13 protein-coding genes and 1 riboswitch are annotated in these 20,606 nt (G+C 58.3%); of the genes, 5 read left to right on the top strand and 8 right to left on the bottom strand.

The genetic code is table 11. The features are described 5' to 3' along the window. Positions 1-4: 4 nt before the first annotated feature. The 6 genes from kdpA to HDF15_RS08525 form a co-directional block, all read right to left on the bottom strand. Positions 5-1,792: a potassium-transporting ATPase subunit KdpA gene (gene kdpA / locus HDF15_RS08500; protein ID WP_184254599.1), complete on the bottom strand. Its 1,788-nt coding sequence runs from the start codon at positions 1,790-1,792 to the stop codon at positions 5-7. A 16-nt stretch (positions 1,793-1,808) separates the two neighbouring features. Next, on the bottom strand, positions 1,809-1,895 hold the full coding sequence (gene kdpF, locus HDF15_RS26430; protein ID WP_184254841.1) for a K(+)-transporting ATPase subunit F: 87 nt from the start codon (positions 1,893-1,895) through the stop codon (positions 1,809-1,811). A 231-nt stretch (positions 1,896-2,126) separates the two neighbouring features. Then, positions 2,127-3,491, bottom strand: a complete 1,365-nt coding sequence (locus tag HDF15_RS08510) for an outer membrane beta-barrel protein (RefSeq protein WP_184254601.1) — start codon at positions 3,489-3,491, stop codon at positions 2,127-2,129. Between the two features lie 135 nt (positions 3,492-3,626). Continuing rightward, positions 3,627-4,718: a glycosyltransferase family 4 protein gene (locus HDF15_RS08515; protein ID WP_184254604.1), complete on the bottom strand. Its 1,092-nt coding sequence runs from the start codon at positions 4,716-4,718 to the stop codon at positions 3,627-3,629. A gap of 6 nt (positions 4,719-4,724) precedes the next feature. Then, positions 4,725-6,143, bottom strand: a complete 1,419-nt coding sequence (locus tag HDF15_RS08520) for a hypothetical protein (protein ID WP_184254606.1) — start codon at positions 6,141-6,143, stop codon at positions 4,725-4,727. A 422-nt stretch (positions 6,144-6,565) separates the two neighbouring features. Continuing rightward, complete coding sequence (locus tag HDF15_RS08525) at positions 6,566-7,708, bottom strand: histidine kinase (RefSeq protein ID WP_184254608.1); 1,143 nt, start codon at positions 7,706-7,708, stop codon at positions 6,566-6,568. A gap of 126 nt (positions 7,709-7,834) precedes the next feature. Here HDF15_RS08525 and HDF15_RS08530 point away from each other — a divergent pair, with 126 nt between their 5' ends. Next, positions 7,835-9,283, top strand: a complete 1,449-nt coding sequence (locus tag HDF15_RS08530) for an ATP-binding protein (RefSeq protein WP_311733066.1) — start codon at positions 7,835-7,837, stop codon at positions 9,281-9,283. Between the two features lie 255 nt (positions 9,284-9,538). On the opposite strand, the gene HDF15_RS08535 is transcribed toward HDF15_RS08530, so the two are convergent. Further along, positions 9,539-10,579, bottom strand: coding sequence for a ribonucleotide-diphosphate reductase subunit beta (locus HDF15_RS08535; RefSeq protein ID WP_184254610.1), 1,041 nt, complete (start codon positions 10,577-10,579; stop codon positions 9,539-9,541). A gap of 87 nt (positions 10,580-10,666) precedes the next feature. Further along, entirely contained in the window at positions 10,667-13,135 is a 2,469-nt protein-coding gene (locus HDF15_RS08540) for a ribonucleoside-diphosphate reductase subunit alpha (protein ID WP_184254613.1), read from the bottom strand. Positions 13,136-13,238: 103 nt separating this feature from the next. Beyond that, positions 13,239-13,430: riboswitch (cobalamin riboswitch) on the bottom strand. 212 nt (positions 13,431-13,642) lie between these two features. Here HDF15_RS08540 and HDF15_RS08545 point away from each other — a divergent pair. The 4 genes from HDF15_RS08545 to HDF15_RS08560 all read left to right on the top strand — a co-directional run bounded on the left by HDF15_RS08545 (position 13,643) and on the right by HDF15_RS08560 (position 20,533). Next, positions 13,643-14,293 carry a TetR/AcrR family transcriptional regulator gene (locus tag HDF15_RS08545; RefSeq protein WP_221314340.1) on the top strand — a complete coding sequence of 217 codons (651 nt, stop codon included), beginning with the start codon at positions 13,643-13,645 and terminating at the stop codon, positions 14,291-14,293. Between the two features lie 233 nt (positions 14,294-14,526). Further along, positions 14,527-17,718, top strand: a complete 3,192-nt coding sequence (locus tag HDF15_RS08550) for an efflux RND transporter permease subunit (RefSeq protein ID WP_184254617.1) — start codon at positions 14,527-14,529, stop codon at positions 17,716-17,718. After that, positions 17,715-19,094, top strand: a complete 1,380-nt coding sequence (locus tag HDF15_RS08555; RefSeq protein ID WP_184254619.1) for an efflux RND transporter periplasmic adaptor subunit — start codon at positions 17,715-17,717, stop codon at positions 19,092-19,094. The genes HDF15_RS08550 and HDF15_RS08555 overlap by 4 nt, the downstream gene beginning before the upstream one ends. Continuing rightward, the gene (locus tag HDF15_RS08560; protein WP_184254621.1) at positions 19,094-20,533 is read left to right on the top strand and encodes an efflux transporter outer membrane subunit; all 1,440 of its coding nucleotides are present in this window, start codon (positions 19,094-19,096) and stop codon (positions 20,531-20,533) included. Before HDF15_RS08555 ends, HDF15_RS08560 begins: the two co-directional genes overlap by 1 nt. The last annotated feature ends 73 nt before the right edge of the window (positions 20,534-20,606 follow it).

Raw genomic sequence — 20,606 nt, forward strand, 5'->3', positions numbered from 1 at the left:
TTCCTTAGTAGGCCTTGCCAGCGTGAAGGAGAAGGTGCTCGAGAACCGGGCCAAGCGAAAGCGCCGGGAAGAAGGTCAACGCGCCAACGATCAGGATCGTGCCGATCAGCAGGATCGTGAACAGCGGCGTATGCACCGGAAAGGTTCCAGGAGAAGGCGGAACAAGCTTCTTGCGCGCCAGGTTGCCGGCGATCGCCAGCACCGGAATAGCCATCAGGAAGCGGCCGATCAACATCGCAAATCCCAGCGAGAGGTTGTACCAGTGCGTGTTGGCGCTCAGACCCGCAAAGGCTGAACCGTTGTTACCAGTCGCCGAGGTGAAGGCGTACAGGATCTCCGAAAGTCCGTGAGGACCGCCGTTTGCCAGCGCACTCAGACCGAGGTTCGGCATCATCAGCGTCACAGCCGAGAAGCCGAGGATCGAAAGCGGGAAGATGAGCGTATAGAGCATCGCCATCTTCACGTCGTACGATTCGATCTTCTTGCCGAGATATTCGGGTGTGCGTCCGACCATGAGGCCTGCGATAAACACCGCCAGCACCACGAAGATCAGCATGCCGTACAGCCCGGCCCCGACGCCTCCGAAGATCACCTCACCCAGCATGATGTTGACGAGAGGAACGAGGCCGCCAAGCGGCATATAGGAGTCATGCATGCTATTGACCGCGCCGCAGCTTGCGTCTGTCGTAACGGTGGCGAAGAGCGCGGAGTTGGCGATACCGAAGCGGACCTCCTTGCCCTCCATATTGCCGCCAGGCTGCGCTGCTGTGGTGTGCTGGTCGACATGCAGGGCGGCCGTATGCATCAGCGGATTCGGCTGGGCCTCCGCATAATATGCGACGAGGACACCCGCGAAGAAGAGTGCGCCCATTGCGGCGAACACCGCCCATCCATGGGCCGGCGACTTCGTCATCCTGCCGAGCATGACCGTTAAGCCGCCGGGGATTACAAAGATGGAGAACATCTCCAGGAGATTGGAAAACGGTGTCGGATTTTCAAACGGATGCGCGCTGTTGGCATTGAAGAAGCCGCCGCCGTTGGTGCCCAGCATCTTGATAGCTTCCTGCGAAGCGACCGGCCCCTGCGCGATGTTCTGTGTCGTCACGGTTTGCGTCGTGGCCTTGCCATCAGCGCCGGTCGTCGTTACCGTCATCGGTTGTATGAGCTTCGCCTGGTCATAGGGGCGAAAGTTCTGCACCACACCCTGCGAGACAAGCAGCAGCGCATAGACAAAACAGGCAGGCAGCAGAACCCAGAGAGAAGCGCGCGTCGTATCAACCCAGAAGTTGCCGAGCGTCTTCGACTCGCGCCGAGCAATGCCGCGGACCAGCGCTACAGCCAACGCTATACCCACAGCCGCCGAGAAGAAGTTGTGATATGCGAGCGTGAGCATCTGGGTGAGATAACTCATCGTCGTCTCGGGTGTATAGGCCTGCCAGTTGGTATTGGTCGTGAACGAGACTGCGGTATTCCAGGCCAGGTCGGCCGGAACGCCTGCGAGATGCTGCGGATTAAGCGGCAGAAAATACTGCAGGCGCTCGATCGCATAGGTAACGACCAATGTGACGAGGCTGAAGACGAGCATCGCAATCGCGTACTCAGTCCAGCGCATCTCGCGCGTCTCATCGACGCCGGTCAGCTTGTAAATAAGACGCTCGAGGGGACGAAAGACAACGTCGAGAAAGGTCTTCTCACGCTCGAAGACGCGCGCCATGTACACGCCGACAGGTTTTGCGCATACGAGTACAAGGGCGAAGAAGAGGAGTATCTGAAACCAGCCGTTGGCGGTCATGTTCTAAGGTGTCCTGTTAAAACTTTTCTGGCTGTAGAAGCGCGTAGACGAGATAGACGAGAAGGCCAAGAATGACCAGGCCAAGCAAAATCGTTTCGATCATTACTTGCCTGCTTTCGTGGCAAGGCGTTCACATCCGGCCGTGTAAGCCACGGCAATGGCGAAAAACGCGATGCTGGCTACAATACATCCGATGTCCCACATAAGTGTTTGCTCCTGAACCTCAGGCCCGGCAAAGCCACACGGACCATCATGAAAACTTGCGCTCCATGACCATCTGCAAGTCTCTGCCCGGGCTAATAAGGAAAGCATAAAGATGCCCTTTACGAGAGCGTCAGAAATGGAATATCAGGTCACTGGCTACAGTAAACTGGCTCTGCCGGGTTCCACGGTCGTAGGCGTCACGATCCCACGCGTGGTCGAATCGAATCTCCGGACGGATCTGGATCGTTGAGCCGATCCAGTGGCTCAGCATCAGGGTATTCTCGGTGTACTTGGTGTTCACACCTGTACGCTGGCCCTTCTTATCGTTGAGAAGGTCACTGCGCAGCGAAATGAAATCATGCCCCGATAGCTGCTTGTTCACGTAGTTGACGACGGCATACTCCGGAGCAAAACAGGTCTGTTGGTCCGGCCTGCAGATCGCTCCATTCGCGTTGGTCTCCGGCGCGATCGGTCCACCTACTCTCGGCACATCGCGCTCATACATGACATAGGCTTCCGTCGCCATATGCCAGGTCTTCGAGAAGCGGTGGTACCAGGTGCCGTCGTACTGCTGCAAGTTGTTATAAGCGTACTTGCCGCCATTGATGCCGTTGGCGCAGAGATAGAAGTTGTCATCGACAGAAGCCGTGGTGTAGCTGACGCAGGCCGTCGCCGAGGGCTGTGCATCCTTCGTCCATAGCGCAACATCGTGACTGCCGGTGATGCCTGCCTGTACAAGCCACTGGTCCGTCAACTGCACCGTTGCCAGAACACCAGTGTCCGTAAAGGGATCGATCGCGTACAACAGCGAGTGGCTGAACATATAGTTGTTCGGCGTAAGCTGGGCCTCAATACCAGGAATAGAGATATAGCGTCCCGCACGAATATTCATGCCCTTCGCAACCTTCGGGATATACACATCGATGTACTCGAGAACCGGATCGAAACCATACTGGTGGTTGTGATCGACCAACTGGCTGCTCAGGTATCCTTTGTTGGTCGTGTACCTGTAGTCCGTGCCATAGAGAGCGGTCAGGTGATAGCCCACGTCCACATGCTCTCGCTGCACGGAGTTGGGCAGCCGCTCGACATAGACGACCAACTGATTCAACTCGAAGCGGTTCGAATACGCGTCATTCGCCTCAGGCGAATTGCTGTTCGCCGAGGTGCTGAAGTTCACCGTGGGCTCAACCCAGCCATAGACCTTGGTCCGGCTCTGCGCGCCGTTGATGGCCGTCATCAGCGGATAGCTGTTCGTATCCGCCTCGCCGATCACCGGAGAACCGCCATACGACCAATCCGAGTTTGGGAAAGGCGGCGACGAAAGAGGCGAGGGCAGCCCTCGCCGCGGTGGCGCAGGGCTCTCAGGAGCCGTTCCATGCCAGTCTTCGACGTAGAACTGATCGAGCCGTCCCCAGAAAGATTGCGGCACAGCCTGAACCTGCTTCGAAGAAGGGTTCTCCGGTAATGGAGCCGGTTGTTCCTGAGCTGACATACAAGCTCCGCGAACGGTGCACCACACGAAGAGCCAGAAAAAACCAGAAAGGCGGGGAGGCATGGTTGTCCTTACCTTCTCACCCAGGACATAAAGAACCAATAAAGAATCCATAAAGATGGACCCCATCAGAAATCAACCCATTACGGAAACGAGATCAAGTTCTGGCGCTTCTAGGTCTCTTTGCCCTTCTTTCCTGCGACCTAGAACCTTCTCGTACATCCGTACATAGTCGGCCGCCATCCTCTTTGCCCGAAAGCGGGCTTCAAACATCGCTCTACAGCCTTCGCGGCGGATGTTCGCGAGCCTGGGCACGCAGCGTACAGCCTCCTCAACGCTGTCGACGATGAAACCTGTCACACCGTCCTGGATAACCTCCGGCACAGAACCGCATCTCCACGCAATGACAGGAGTACCGCAGGCCAGCGCTTCGATCATAACCAGGCCGAACGGTTCGGGCCAGTTCACCGGAAAGAGCAACGCCTTGGCATGCCCGAGAAACTCGTTCTTCGCCTCGCCGCCGATCTCGCCTACAAACTCCACGAAGGACGCACTCTTTTGCAGCAGGGGCTGAATCACCTGTTCAAAGTAATTACGGTCTTCGTCATAGATCTTCGCTGCAATCTTCAATCGAACTCCGGAGAGTCTGGCGATCTCGACAGCGCGCTCCAGCCCTTTATCGGGAGAGGTTCTACCGAGGAACGCAAAGTATTCTCCGGGCTGCGATTGAAACGGATGCAGCGTCTCAGGAAGACCGTGATACACCGTTCCCAGCCAGTTGGCATTGGGAACAGGCTCCTGCTGGCTGTTGGAGATAGCGACCAGCGGAACGTCGCGATATTCCTCGAGCAGCTCACGCAGATCGTGCGCGTGGACAAAGCCATGCAGCGTAGTCACCGAGGGACAACCGTAGCGGCGGACCAGCGGGAAATGAATGTAGTCGCTATGAAAGTGAATCATGTCGAAGCGGGATAGATCCCGAAAGACAAGCTCCATCATGCGCACGTGATGCGGCAAGGTTTCGCGGCAATCTTTGTCACGCCACAAGGCCTTCTCGCATACCGGCACAAGATGTGCTGAGGTCTGCGAGTCGCCGCTGGCAAACAGCGTGACCTCGTGGCCCAACTGAACCAGCTCTTCTGTAAGCCACGAGACCACGCGCTCCGAACCGCCATAGAGACCCGGGGGAACACTTTCAAAAAGTGGTGCTACCTGTGCAATTCGCATAAAGTCCTATCGTGCCGCCCGTCCGAGATGCATCATCGGAAGGCCATTGCGCAGTTTCTGGAAGTAGCAGATCTCCACCAGCGTCGGCCAAAGCTCGATGGAAGCCTTGATGACGGCTATCGCATCGTCGACGATACGCAGCAGGTTGTGCTGGAAGAAATCCGGCTCAAAGCCATAGAACGCCTTCTCGAGATTGGCTGCAAAGAGCCGCAGCGCATCGATACGATCCTGGCTCTTTGCTGTCTCTGCTGCACGTAGCGCGCGGGTGTGGAGGCTGGTGATCTTCTCCAGAATCTCCTCAGCATCCTGTGCTGTGACCTCTCCCGTGTAGCCGAAGGTAATACCGAGTTCATCCACACTGGTGAGAGAGTCCTTAATCTTTCTCTTGAGCAGGTTGGCAATCTCTTCGTTCAACACCTCGGAGGCCGGAGGATTCCGCATGTAGTTGCTCTTGGTATGGTGCTGCGCCGCATCGACATGCGCCGCTACGATACCCTCCTGCTGGATCCAGAGCCGATAGATGTAATCCTCAAAGCGCAGTCTTGTCGGGAAGAACGGCGGCAGGCCAAACGTATTGTCATAGCCGGCTACGCCACAGTCCATGCGCCAGTTCTTATTCGTTACCGCCGGACGGAAGTTCACCAGGACGTAGAGATCGTTCAGGCTGTCCAGGCTGGTCTGGTCTTCATCGTTCAGGAACATGTCGACAAAATCGATAGCGTCGATATCGTTCGTACCGGAACGGAAGGTCTGCGCCATCTTGACGACCGCATCGTCCGAGACCCGTCCTCTTTGCAGGAGGGTGGCATTGTCTTCGATCAGTCCCTTGGTGACGTTGGTCTCCAGGTCCATCGCGGTGTCGATCAGGAAATCGCCATGCTCATAGTTTTCCGGAATCTCGGAGACAGGCTTGCCGAGTACATCGGAGAAAGCCGACATGATGTCGAATGACTTTCTTGCATAACCGTTCTTGCCGACCTTATGCAGACGCCCGCGACTGATCTGGTTGTTCTCCAGTGACTCGGGACTATCCTCCATGAGGGAATAGGGCCGCATGTCATCGTCGGAGCTAACCATCAGTCCGCCGAGAGAGTACATCAAGGTGTAGTTTCGATTGCCGCCATAGCTGGGCCTGAAGAGATTTTTCACCAGCGGCTCCAACCGCTTATTGCGCAGGCGAGAGTTGATATAAGCAAGGAACTCTTCTTTTTCGCGGGGGCCTACGTAGAACAGGTCGGAGTTGGTTTTCAGCTGTTCTAAGTTACTGAAGTACTTCTCCACGTTGGTGGGAGTGGAGTCATCGAAGACGATCATTTGTGGAGAGTGACCGTTCTTCCAAAAGTGCTCGTCGTATTCATGCACTGTTTGACTTACATCGCGTAGCCGATGTGTCGGAACTACAAAGTACGTCTCTGGATCATTCATAATATTTTGGGATTATCCGAAGGGATGTCGTCCGGCGATAACGCCGATCTGCAGCCGTACAAGAAAGATCGGCAGCTAAATGGCACTAATTGGGCACGACGAATCATCACGCTTTTAATCGTAGAGCGCCGAGCATAAGGGTTTCATAAGGGTTTTAAAAGGGCTTTTTGCTGTTACTGGTGCTTGTTTTTCGTCGTTGTTTGTTTTTCGCCGTCATCCTGAGCCGTAGGCGAAGGACCCCAGCATTTAGGATCACCACCTAGTCTCAGGTTCACATAAAGGCCCCAGCGACTGCGTGCCAGCTTAGCGGTATCTACTTCTCGATCATCGTGCAAGATGCGGGGGTCCTTCAGCTACGCTTCAGGATGACGACGAAAAACAGACAACGGCAAAAACAAACAACGACAAAAGATGCCGACAACTCACTGACTCTTCTGCGTAATGATATGCAAGTCCGTATGCGGGGCCGCCGCTGCGAATTGCTGGATCGCAAGAAAGTAGAGGTACTTCTTAATCCCCGTCAGTGCCGAGCGTCCGAACAGCACCTGTGTAATGCGATTCTGCTGCGCGAACTCTGCCGTAGCACTTGCAACATTCGAACCCTTGAGGCGCACGATGGTCGCTCCCAGGTTTCGCGCGAACTGCAGGTTATCGTCGAGCGCGCGTGCCGCCTCCGGTTCGCGATCGCGTTCCGTATCGAGATGCAGCACATAGAACTCCGCATCCATACCCTGCGAAAGACGCGCGCCACGTGCAATCAAATCGCGCGCCGCAGGACTGGCACTAATGCAGACCGCAACCTTCTCGGCAACCGTCCAATGCCCGCCTAGTTGCTTGCGCTTCACATAGTCGTCGAGCGTGCGATCGACAGCGCGAGTCACCCGCTGCAGTGCCATCTCGCGCAGGGCAATCAGATTGCCGCGACGAAAGAAGTTCGAGAGAGCGCGCTCCACCCGTTCCATCGGATAGATATCACCGCGCCGCATGCGCGTCGCCAGGGCCTCAGGGGTCAGATCGCTGATGACGATCTCATCCGCCCGATCGAGCACCCAGTCCGGCACGGTCTCGCGCACCGTGATGCCGGTAAGCGACTGCACCCGCGGCGTAATGCTTTCGACGTGTTGGATGTTCACCGTGGTCACCACATCGATGCCGGCATCCAGCAGTGCAAAGACATCTTCATAGCGCTTCTGAAATCGGCTGCCCTCCACATTCGTGTGCGCGAGTTCGTCAATCAGCGCTACCTGTGGCTGTCGTGCCAGGATGGCGTCCACATCCATCTCCGAAAAGAGCGTCCCCTTGTAGTCGATCTCGCGGCGCGGAACGGTCTCGATCTTCGCGGCCACCTCGGAGGTCCCGATGCGGCCATGCGTTTCCACGATCCCAATCACGACGTCTTCGCCACGGCTCTGCCGGCGGATACCCTCGCTCAGCATGCTGAAGGTCTTGCCTACTCCGGGCGCATAGCCGAGAAAGACCTTGAAGCGCCCACGCTTCTTCTCTACGTTTTCCGCGGACTCAAGCCAGTCTTCGGGTCGTTTCCTTGGCGTGTCGCATGCACCCATAGAGCAGTTCTCCTGTTTCTACATAACGGACAAGTTAACGAGAGCCGCTTTCTTTAAAAACGACATATGGAACCTCCCCGTCGGAATACCTCTGCAGGAGAACCGATCGAGTCGTAGAATCTCACAGTGAACTCGAAACGGCTTATTACCATTATGCGTTGCATCGGCGCCGCAGCCTGTCTCGCGGGAATTGTAACGTTCTACAGGCTCGTCGTGCATGCCAACCAGACGACCGTCGCTCTGACCTTACTGCTGCTTATCCTGTTCATCGCAGCCAGATGGGGTTTGCGTTTCTCCATCGGGGCCTCACTCGTCGCCACTGCCTGCTACAACTTTTTCTTTCTTCCGCCGCTCTACAAGTTCACGGTCTCCGATCCACAAAACCTCGTGGCCCTTGCCGTATTCCTCATCACCGCCGTCTTTGCCAGCCGCCTATCGCATCGCATCCGCGCCGAGTCGAGCGATGCCCGTGCCCGGCAATCGGAGCTGGAGATCCTCTATAGCCTCAGCCGCGACCTGCTGCAGAGCGAGGAGCTGACCCAGCTAACCAACTCTATTCCGGCATCAGTCACGCTTGCCACCGGTTCGAATTCGGTCCTCTTCTATCTGCTGGAGGGCAATCGGAGCTACCGGTCGGGCCTTGACACCAGCATCGCCTGGCCCCCCACCATCGACACCACGGAGTTGCATGAACTGGCCCACGCCCCCGGCGTCTCCATCACCTCGGACGGCGCGGCCATCGTGCCGCTGCGGACCGGCGTAAAGCCTCGTGGCCTTCTGATTCTGCGCGGCGTCAAACTCTCTACCCAAACTCTCGAGGCCCTCGGAGGCCTGGTCTCCGTGGCACTGGATCGCGTGCGCGCAGTGGAAGAGGTCGCCCACGTCGAAGCCGCGCAGGAGAGCGAACGCCTGCGGTCGATGATCCTGGATTCGATCACGCATGAACTGCGAACGCCGGTAGCATCGATCAAAACTTCCATCGACAAACTCCTGGAGGCCAACTCCGAGTCCGCCGATTCCCATGAGCTTCTGACGGAGATTGCCGAACAGAACGACCGGCTCGATCAACTGGTCACGGAAGCCGTCGAGATGGCCCAGCTCGATACGCAACAGGTCAGCATGGACGTTAGTCCGCAACAGCTCAGTGACATGATCGACGCGGCCATCGAAACGGCTGGTGCCAGACTCGCCGGTCACGAAGTCATCAAAAGAATTCCCGAGGATCTACCGTGTGTCGTCGCCGACCCACTCCGTATTGAGAAGGTGATCTACAACCTGCTTGAGAATGCGGCGAAGTACTCCACCTCCGGCCAGCCGATCTATATCAGCGTAGAGGTGCGTGGACAGTGTGCCTCGTGCAGCATCGCGGACCGTGGCATCGGTATCGATCCAGCCGAGCAGCCCCTGGTCTTCGACAAGCTCTACAGGTCACGCAAACGAACAGCACATATTCCTGGGACCGGAATGGGACTGGCGATCTGCCGCGCCATCGTAGAAGCGCATAACGGGACGATCTCGGTTACCAGTCAGCCTGGGCAGGGATCGGTGTTTACGTTTACCTTGCCGTTGGCGTAGATGTGACTGTAGCTGTTGCTTGTTTTTCGTCGTCATCCTGAAGCGTAGCTGAAGGACCCCCGTATTATTGCTGTCACAAACGTTTCGCGTTGATGAGTCTGGTTTGGCGAATGTATGCCAATCCAAACGATATTTATTTCCTCTGGCATTGTGCAAAATACGGGGGTCCTTCGCCTACGGCTCAGGATGACGACGAAAGACAAGCAACGGCAAAGACATTTCAGACGTGACACTCACACAAGTGCAGATACACACCTAGAAATCTTCCTCAAACCCAACTTCCCCCACCACCGCGCTCTGATAAGCCGAGACGCGGCGCTCAAAGAAGTTCGTAAGCTCCTGCACATCCTGAAGGTCCATAAAGCTGAACGGATTCTTCGCGTTGAAGACCGGTGCAATACCGAGACGCTGCAAGCGCGAATCCGCAACATATCCCAGGTACTGGCGCATATCCCGCAGTGAGAGACCAGCCACACCGCCACTCAGCAAGTCTTCGGCAAACTGCGCTTCGGCGTCGACGGCCTCGTGCAGCATGGTGACGATGTCCTTCTCCAGCTGTGCATCCCAGAGATCCGGCTCTTGCGCGCGGACGACGTTGACAACCTCGAACGCGAACTCGAGATGGCAGCTCTCATCGCGGAAGACCCAGTTGGTGCCCGCCGCCAGGCCATGCAGCAGGCCCTTCGAGCGGAAGAAGTAGACATAAGCAAACGCCGCGAAGAAGAAGAGTCCTTCGATGCAGGCAGCAAAGCAGATCAGGTTGAGCAGGAACTGGCGGCGATGTTCGCGCGTCTCCAGTTGATCCAACTGCTGAATGGAATCCATCCACTTCATACAGAAGTCAGCCTTCTTACTGATCGAGGGGATGTTCTCGACGGCAGCGAAGGCGGCGGCGCGTTCATCAGGATCAGGCACGTAGTTATCGAGAAGTGTGAGATAGAACTGCACATGCACCGCCTCCTCAAACAACTGCCGCGAAAGATACAGACGGGCCTCCGGCGAGTTGATGTGCTTGTAGAGATTGAGCACGAGGTTGTTCGACACGATGCTGTCACCCGTAGCGAAGAACGCCACCAGGCGCTGGATGACATGGACTTCGGCAGGAGTAATGCGCTGCTTCAGATCGATGAGGTCAGTCTGAAAATCGACTTCTTCGACCGTCCAGGTATTTTTGATGCCATCGCGAAACATGTCGTAGAAGACCGGGAAGCGCATGGGGCGCAGCGTGAGGCAGAGACCGGGGTCGAGGATGTGCGCAGGTGCCGCGACGGAGGAGTGGGTGGTGTGTTCGGACATAGTGGCTCGCTTTCGATGGAGAGCAGGGGTAACCCGAGCGGGAAGCAGATTCCCTCCGGGAATGACAACAAGAAAAACAAAAGCTGGTTACTGGCAGGCTTCGCAGGACTCGGGATTTTCCAGGGAGCACGCGATAGCAGCTTCGGTGGAGACAGCGGGCTTCGCAGGAAGAGCATTCGACACCGCAGCGCCGGCACGAGCGCTGGTGTTTGTCACCGTAGCCTTCGAGATCTTCGTAGCGGGCCGCGAGCGCAGGTAGTAGGTCGTCTTCAACCCCTTCTTCCACGCGTACATATACATCGAGGAGAGCTTGCCGATATTAGGAGATTCGGCGAAGAGGTTCAAGGACTGCGACTGATCGATATACGCGTTGCGCGCAGCGGCCATGTCGATCAGAGCGCGCATAGGAATCTCCCACACCGTGCGATAGAGCAGCTTGAGATCGTCCGGAAGCTCGTCGATGTTCTGCACGGAACCCTCGGAGAGCTTGAGGCGCATACGCATCTCCTCGGTCCAGAGATTGCGCAGCTTCAACTCGTCGATCAGGTAGCGATTCACCTGGAGGAACTCGCCGGAGAGAGTCTCGCGTTTGAAGAGGTTGGAGATCTGCGGCTCAATGCACTCATAGCAGCCGACGATAGAGGCAATCGTCGCCGTCGGCGCAATGGCGATGACCAGTGAGTTGCGCACGCCAAACTGCGCGATGCGCGCACGCAGCGCGTCCCAGCGTTCGGTGTCGGCGGGCGTCACGTTCCAGAGATCGAACTGAAGCTGGCCCTGCGCAAGACGAGTGTCGTTGAAGGTCGGATGCGGCCCAGCCTTTTCGGCAAGCGTACACGAAGCTGTGAGCGCGTGGAAGTAGATCTCTTCCTGGATCTTCGTCGAGAGAGCCTGTGCCTCTGCTGAATCGAACGGCAGATGCAGTTGGAAGAAGACATCCTGAAGGCCCATCAACCCGAGGCCGACTGGACGCCACTGCGCATTGGAGCTGGCAGCCTGCGCCACGGGATAGTAGTTGATGTCGATCACGCGATCGAGCATCGGGACCGCTGTGCGAACCGTTGCGCCGAGCTTCTCGAAGTCAAAGCTGGCCTTGCCGGTCTCGTCCGCGATGACGTGCCGCGCAAGATTGATGGAGCCGAGGTTGCAGACCGCAGTCTGGTCCTTGGAAGTAACTTCCGTGATCTCGGTGCAGAGGTTCGAGAGGTGCACCACATTCCCCGGCTTGCCGGTCTGGTTGCACTTCAGGTTGGTGGCGTCCTTGAACGTCATCCAGCCGTTGCCGGTCTCGGCAAGTGAGCGCATCATGCGCGCGTACAGGTCGCGAGCCTTGATCTGGCGATGGTAGAGCTTATCCGCCTCAGCCTTCTCGTAAGCCTCGGTGAAGGCATCGCCGAAGAGGTCGGGGAGTTGAGGGACATCCTTCGGATCGAACAGCGACCACATACCGTCGGCTTCGGCGCGCTGCATGAAGAGGTCAGGAATCCAGTTCGCCAGATTGAGGTTGTACGTGCGGCGTGCGCCATCGCCCGTGTTCTCGCGTAGTTCGAGGAACGACTCGATATCGGCATGCCAGGGCTCGAGATACACGCAGCACGCGCCCTTGCGCTTGCCGCCCTGGTTGACAGCCGCAACAGAACTGTCGAGCGTACGCAGCCACGGAATGATCCCGTTGCTGAGTCCGTTCGTAGCGCGGATGAGCGACCCCTCCGAGCGCACGCGGTGAAACGCCAGCCCGATGCCGCCCGAGAACTTCGAGAGCATCGCCACATTCTTATAGGTGTCGTAGATGCTCTCCAGCGAATCGAGCGGAGAGTCGTGCAGATAGCACGACGACATCTGCGCGTGCTTGGTGCCGGAGTTGAAGAGCGTCGGCGACGACGGCATGTAGTCGAGCGACGCAATCAGCCGATAGAACTCGATAGCCTCATGCGGTGTTCCCGCCAGCCCGCAGGCGACACGCAGGAAGAAGTGCTGCGGCGTCTCGATGATGCTGCGCGAGATCGGGTCACGCAACAGGTAGCGGTCATACACGGTACGCAGGCCGAAGTACTCGAAGCGATCGGAGAAGTTATCGTCGATGGCGTGGTTTAGCTTGCGAGCATGCGTCAGCACGAACTCGGCGGTCGCCTTGCTGACGACGCCCTCCTGGTGCCCATAGGCGATGGCCTGCGAGAACGAGTGCAGGTTGAGCGCCGAGACCTCCTTCACGATGGTCGCCAGCAGCAGCCGTGCCGCCAGCCGCGAGTACTGCGGCTCCTCCGCGATGAGAGAGGCCGCCGTGTCGATGGAGATCGTGTCCAGCTCGCGCGTCGTGGCGCCATCGTAGAGGCCGCCGATGGTCTTCGACGCGACGCGGATGGCGTCGACGTGGGTCAACCCATCCGACGACCGCTGTACCGCGCGGACGATCTTGTTGACGTCCACCGGCTCCAGGGCGCCGTTACGCTTGCGGACGTGCATCACCGGCGTCTCTTCCCGCACGGGAAAGCCGGGATTGATATCGGAGAGGCTGGTTTGGACGCTGACTGGGGCGTTGTTTGCGGTCGTGGCCATCGGATAGATCTCCTTGGCCTCAGAAGCGTGCGAAGAAACAACGGAAGCACCTCGCCCGAAGACGAAGAGGAGAACCGTTGCCACCTCGCCTCCCCTCGGAGGCGCGAGCGAATATTTCCAGGGCAGGTCTTCGGACTTTGCAGGTTCGAACCTAATCGCCGGACTTCCCGGAGTCTTGCGGCTCCAGTGTCATCGTGGGCTTTCGTACCTGCTTACCGCTGCGGGGCAGCTCCGGATTTTCACCGGATTCCCTTTTGATTCTCCTTGCGGAGAAACCTCGGAGTAGCCACTATATCTTGAGGTATATCCCGGTGCAATCCCATCCCTTGTGGATATATCCTTCTTTATAAGGGAGGTGCCCAAGGAGTGACTTTCCCTTGTTTCGGGGATATACTGAACGTTGAGTTCAGTATTAGAAAGCTCACGGTAATAGAACGATTATCGCCAGATCTTCCAGGAGTACGATTCGTGCTTGGAACCATTGTAAGCAGGAGCGGCCGCGTAAAGATGTTGCAAGAGATGCCGCTCCCCGACGAGCCAAAGTCGCGCGGACGGCAGCGCAGCATCGAAGCCGAAGTCGCTATTCTTAAGGCAACGCTCTATCTGCTGGAGCGCAAGCCGCTCCGCAAGGTAACCGCCGACGCCATCGCCAAACGGGCCGGCGTCAGTAAAGCCACCATCTATAAATGGTGGCCCAACAAAAGCTTAGTGGCACTCGACGCTTATCTTGCCGGCATGACGGAGCGGGTCATCATGCCGAATACCGGATCGGCCGAGAAGGATTTCACGGAACAACTGCAGTCTGTAATGACCTTTTACAAGTCGCCGCTGGGCAGGCTGTTCGGGCAGTTCATCGCGGAGGGGCAGAGTGATCCGGGTTTTCTGGCCCTCTTCCGGGAGCGCTTTCTGTATGCCAGGAGGGACGCGGCGCGCATCATGTGGCGGCGCGGCGTAGACCGCGGAGAGATTCGAGAAGACATTGATACGGAGATCGTTCTCGACCTGATCTACGGCCCCATGATCTTTCGCCTGCTTGCCGGACATGGCTCGCTCAGCGACCGGGAGTCGGAGTTCATGGTGGAGGCCATCTTCGGTGGTATACGGAGACCTGGGTACCAGGCCTCTACGAAAACCGAACAGGATTCAAAACATCTTTGAGTCCTTCCCGGAGGCGTTATCGTCTAAATAACGAGCCAATACTAAACTATAGGTTTAGTATCATGATTCACACAACGTACACAGAATCAAAGATTTCGTACAGAATCAAAGATTTCTGACTCGACGAGCTGAAGTGGCCGGAGCAGCTTTATCCAGCCAACGCAGAGGCCACCGGGCCAGTACCGGTAAAGATGCCGGATAGCTACCGGCGAAGGAAGTTATAAGGAGTCCCGATGTGGATCGTCCGTCTCGCACTTAAGAGACCATACACATTCGTCGTTTTGTCGCTGCTGCTTTTCATCATTGGCCCCGTGGTCATGCTGCAGACGCCGGTCGACATCTTCCCCAATATCGATATTCCCGTCGTCTCCGTAGTCTGGAACTACGCGGGCATGTCACCACAGGAGTTGAGCGACCGTATCGTACTGCCCTTTGAGCGCAGCCTTACGACAACCGTCAACGACATCGAGCACTCCGAGTCGCAGACACTGAACGGCGTCTCCGTCGTCAAGATCTTCTTCCGGCCGCAGGTCAACATCTCGCAGGCCGTGGCGCAGGTTACGGCGATCTCGCAGACCGCGCTGCGCCAGTATCCACAGGGCACCACCCCCCCGCTGGTTATTCAATACAGCGCGTCGAGCGTGCCGGTACTGCAACTGGGACTCTCCGGAAACGGCCTGACCGAGCAGCAGCTGAACGACTTCGGACAGAACTTTGTGCGTACGCAGCTTGCGACCGTGCAGGGTGCGGCGCTGGCGTTCCCCTATGGCGGCAAGCAGCGCCAGGTACAGGTAGACATCAATACGCAGAAGCTGCAGGCGTATGGGCTCTCCGCTTCGGACGTGGTGAACTCCTTCAACGCGCAGAACATCATTCTGCCCGGCGGCGATGTCAAGATGGGCCACATCGACTACCCGGTGGAGACCAACAGCGCACCGACCTCGATTAAAGACCTGAACGATCTGCCGATCAAGACCGTGAACGGCGCTACGGTCTACATTCGCGACATCGGAAACGTCCGCGACGGATTCCCGCCGCAGACGAACATCGTTCGCGTCGATGGGCAGCGCTCCTCGCTGCTGAGCATCCAGAAGACAGGTAACTCCTCGACGCTGGACATCATTGCGAACGTACGCGCTCAACTGCCGTCGATCCTCTCCCAGTTGCCCCCGGCACTGCGGTTGACTCCCATTGCGGATCAATCCATCTTCGTGCGCGCCGCGATCAGCGGTGTAGTCCGTGAGGCCCTGATCGCCGCCTGCCTGACTGCGGCGATGATCCTGATCTTCCTCGGAAGCTGGCGTTCGACAGTCATCATTGCGGTGTCGATTCCGCTCTCGGTCATCTGCTCGCTGCTGATGCTGGCAGCGCTGGGCGAGACGATCAACATTATGACGCTCGGCGGTCTCGCGCTGGCGGTCGGCATCCTGGTCGACGACGCAACCGTCGAAATCGAGAACATCAACCGTAACCTCGAAGAAGGCAAAGAGGTTGAAGACGCGATTCTGACCGGCGCCGCGCAGATCGCCGTGCCGGCCTTCGTCTCGACGATCTCCATCTGCATCGTGTTCGTGCCGATGTTCTTCCTCACCGGCGTCGCGAAGTACCTGTTCGTTCCTCTCGCCGAAGCCGTCGTCTTCGCCATGCTCGCGTCGTACTTCCTCTCGCGAACCATTGTGCCTACGATGGCGAAGTACCTGCTGAAGGGCCATGAGCACGACCGGGAAGAACAGGCGAAGAAGAGTAAGAACCCCTTCGTCCGCTTCCAGATCACCTTCGAGCACTACTTCGAGAAGCTGCGGCAGTGGTACTACGGCGTGCTGGGCTTCTGCATGCAGTACCGCGCGGTCTTCCTGATCGCTATCGTCGCGTTCTGGGTGGGATCGATCACTCTTCTGTATCCGTGGCTGGGGCAGGACTTCTTCCCCTCCGTGGACGGCGGTCAGTTCAAACTGCATGTGCGTGCTCATACCGGAACGCGCATTGAAGATACGGCCCGGCTCTGCGACGAGATCGAAGCCGAGATTCGTCAGGAGATCCCGCAGTCGGAGATGGGAACCGTCATCGACAACATCGGCATCCCCTACTCCGGCCTGAATCTCTCCTACTCCAACTCGGCCACGGTCGGTACCGCCGACGCGGACATCCTGGTCACGCTGGCGGAAAAGCATCGTCCTACCGACGAGTACACGCACTCCCTGCGCGACAGGCTGACGAAGCAGTTCCCCGGCACGGAATTCTATTACCTGCCGACGGACATGGTGAGCCAGATCCTGAACTTTGGCTTGCCGGCACCGATCGACATCCAGTTGGTCGGCCAGGCCATCGATCAGAACCACGCGCTGGCTGAGCAGATGATGGAGCAGATCAGCCAGATCCCCGGCACGACGGACCTGCGCATTCAGCAGCCCTTCAACCTGCCGAGCTGGACGGTCAACGTGGACCGCACCCGGGCGCAGCAGGTCGGCTTCAGTCAGCACGACGTGGCCAACGACGTGCTGACCAGCTTGAGCGGTAGCTTCCAGACCTCGCCGACGTTCTATCTCAACCCACAGAACCACGTGAGCTACAACATTGCGGTGCAGACGCCGCAGTATGATGTCCAAAACCTGCAGCAGCTTCAGAACTTCCCCATTGCCACCATCGGCTCAAACAGGACCCCGCAGATTCTCGGTAATATCGCATCGATCGATCGCGGCACCGAGCAGGGTACCGTGAGCCACTACAACGCACGCTCGGTCATCGATATCTACGGGTCCGTCGAAGGGACTGACCTGGCCAGTGTCGCCACCAAGATCGATCAGATCGTGAAGAACAATAAAGGCAAGCTGCCGCGCGGAACCGAGGTTATCGTGCGCGGTCAGATCCAGACGATGCGCACGTCCTTTGTCGGACTGGTGGCCGGCCTGCTGTTCTCGATCATCCTGGTCTACGCTCTGATCGTGGTGAACTTCCAGAGCTGGCTCGACCCGTTCATCATCATCGCGGCGCTGCCGGGTGCGCTGGCCGGTATCGTCTGGCTGCTGTTCCTTACCGGAACGCACATCAGCGTTCCCGCCCTGACCGGCGCTATCATGTGCGTAGGTGTGGCAACGGCGAACTCGATCCTTGTGGTCAGCTTCGCGAAGGAGCAGATGGAGGCCGGGCTGAATGCTGCCGAGGCGGCACTCTCCGCGGGCTTCACGCGCTTCCGTCCGGTCATCATGACGGCGCTGGCGATGATGATCGGCATGGTGCCGATGGCACTGGGCCTCGGCGATGGCGGCGAGCAGAATGCGCCTCTCGGTCGTGCCGTTATCGGCGGCCTGCTGCTGGCGACGTTCGGTACCCTGACCTTCGTCCCTGTCTTCTTCTCCTTCATGCACCGCAAGGATAAGCCGCATGCCAACCCTCCTGCGGAACACGGGAATGAGGCACACGCATGAGCGACGAGAAACTGACGAATTCCGCCGAACGACTTCCACAGAACAACGCGCCACAAGGCGCACATGGAGACAAGGCAATGAGTGCCCAGAATCAATCGGATCAATCGAATCAACAGCACCCGGCACAGGCGAACCAGGCGGCCTCTCACGGAGAAGGCCACCACCCCGAGGTGATCAAGCATGAACCGCCACCGAAGGTCTCCCGTGCGTCCGTACTGGTGCCGGTGCTCATCGTCTTCGTTGTAACGGTTATCCTGGCGATCGCCGGCATCCTCCGGCGCGAACACGCGAGCACGGTGCTCGCGAAGTACACCGATACCGTAGCCGCGCCGCCGGTCTCTATCCAGCAGCCGGTGATGCAGCAGAACGCCCAGGAGATCGTGATCCCGGGTAACATGCAGGCCTTCACCCTCGCTCCGATCTACGCGCGAACCACGGGCTACGTAAAGGCCTGGTACCGCGACATCGGTTCGCATGTGAGCAAGGGCGAGCTGCTGGCCATCATCGAGACTCCGGAACTGGACCAGCAACTGGCACAGGCGAAGGCCGACCTCGCGACAGCACAGAGCAACGCCGCGCTGGCGAAGACAACAGCCGAGCGCTACGTAGACCTGATCGGTAAAAACGCCGTCTCGCAGCAGGACACGGACAACGCCACCACCCAGTTGGAGTCACAGACCACCATGGTGAACTCCGCACAGGCCAACGTGCACCGGTTGGAGGAGCTCCAGTCCTTCGAACGCATCGTAGCTCCCTTCGATGGTGTGATCACCCAGCGCAACATCGACGTCGGTCAGTTGATTACAGCGGAAGGCAGCACTACGACAGCCGGAGCAGGAACCATTACAGGAAGCAAGGAGACCTTCGACATCTCCGCCGTCCGCACCCTGCGCGTCTTCATCAATGTGCCGCAGATCTATTCGCCCGATGCGAAGAACGGCGCGATCGCTACCCTGACGCTGCCGCAGTATCCGGGCCGCAAGTTCGAAGGCAAGCTGGTACGGTCGTCGAACTCGGTCGATCCGGCCTCACGCACCCTGCTTGCCGAAGTAGACGTCGAGAACCCGACCGGTGAGCTTCTGCCGGGCAGCTATACCGAAGTCCACCTGCATACCTCCAACCCCGCGCCCGCACTGATCGTGCCGGTAAGCGCGCTGATCCTGGAGACGGATGGGCTGCGTGTGGCCACCGTCGACGGAAACAACATCGCTCACCTGGTGCATATAACGGTAGGCCGCGACTTCGGTACCTCGGTTGAAGTTCTGAACGGCCTCGAGAAGGGACAAGGGGTCATCGCGAATCCGCCGGACTCGTTGACCGATGGCGAGAAAGTTCGCGTCGTAACCCCGAAACAGGCGGGAGCGGAGGCGAAGTAATGAGAACCCATAGTCTTCCCACAGCAGCAGCGTTGATTGCAACGCTGGCGCTGAGCGGATGCAAGGTCGGCCCGAACTACAAGGCTCCGGCTATGCCTGCCCCGCCCGCGTATAGCGATAACGGCCACAATGGCAACTGGACTACAGCCACTCCCGCAGACGGAACGCTCCGGGGCGATTGGTGGACCGTGTACCAGGACTCGACATTGAATGACTTCGAGCAGCGCTGCGCGAAGTCCAACCAGACCATCGAAGCTGCCCTGCATTCCTACGAACAGGCGCACGATATCGTTCGAGAGAACAGGGCAGCTTTATTCCCCACCGTGTCCATCGGCGCTTCGGCTTCCCGAAACCTTATCTCCGACACCAAGCCTTTACACGTACCAGGCGAAGCCACGAATTATTGGGACTTTCTGATTCCGTTGAGCATCTCCTGGGAGCCTGACTTCTGGGGTGCTATTCGCAGGCAGATCGAATCGAGCGCGGCCAGTGCGCAGGCCTCGGCGGCCGATCTCGCCAACACCCGCCTGAGCCTGCAAGGCATGCTGGCCGTCTCTTACGTCCAACTGCGCGGCGTTGACCTGCAGGCTCAACTCCTGCGCTCGACGCTCGATTCCTTTCAGCAGACTCTGCAACTCACAAAGGACCGGCTAAAGGGCGGCCTGGCGTCGCAGAGCGATGTGGAGCAGGCCCAGACGCAGCTCGAGCAGACACAGGCTCAACTCATCGACCTCGGCGTGCAGCGCGCGCAGCTCGAGCACGCGATTGCAGTGCTCGTCGGCGAAGCTGCCACGAACTTCCATATCGAGGAGAAGCCGCTCGTCGGCGATCCGCCCAGCGTGCCGACCGGTATCCCTTCGGAGCTGCTCCAGCGCCGGCCTGATATTGCAAGCGCGGAACGCCATGTCGCCTCGGCGAACGCCCTGATCGGCGTTGCGAAGGCCGCCTATTATCCCAGCATTGTGCTGGGAGCGAGCGGTGGCGTGGAGACCGATCAGATCGGACAGCTCTTCAACTCAAGCAGCGCGATGTGGAACGCCGGACCGGGGATCAACGAGACCATCTACGACGCCGGCCGCAGAAAGGCGCAAGTCGACTTCGCGATCGCCCAGCGTGCGCAGGCCACCGCGCTCTACCGCGAACAGGTGCTCTCTGCCTTCCGCGATGTCGAAGACCAACTCTCCGCGTTGCGCGTGTTGGAGCAGGAGGCGACCGTAACCGATCGTGCCGTCGCTTCAGCAAAACGCAGCACAGAGCTTTCAACGCTGCGCTACAAGCGTGGACTGGCAACGTATCTCGAAGTGCTGACCGCCCAGACCATCGAGTTGGCCAACGAGCGGACGGCAGCTTCGCTGGTAACGCAGCGCATCGTAGCCAGCGCGCAGCTCCAGTTAGCGCTGGGTGGCGGTTGGGATGCGGCGCAACTCCCTAAGAACTAATCGCACTTCCAGACGAAACAAACCCCATCCTCGTGGCAGCTTTATCGCCGCAGGATGGGGTTTTTGTTGGTGC

Origin of the sequence: Granulicella mallensis, from assembly GCF_014203225.1 — a bacterium.
Lineage (GTDB): Bacteria > Acidobacteriota > Terriglobia > Terriglobales > Acidobacteriaceae > Granulicella > Granulicella mallensis_A.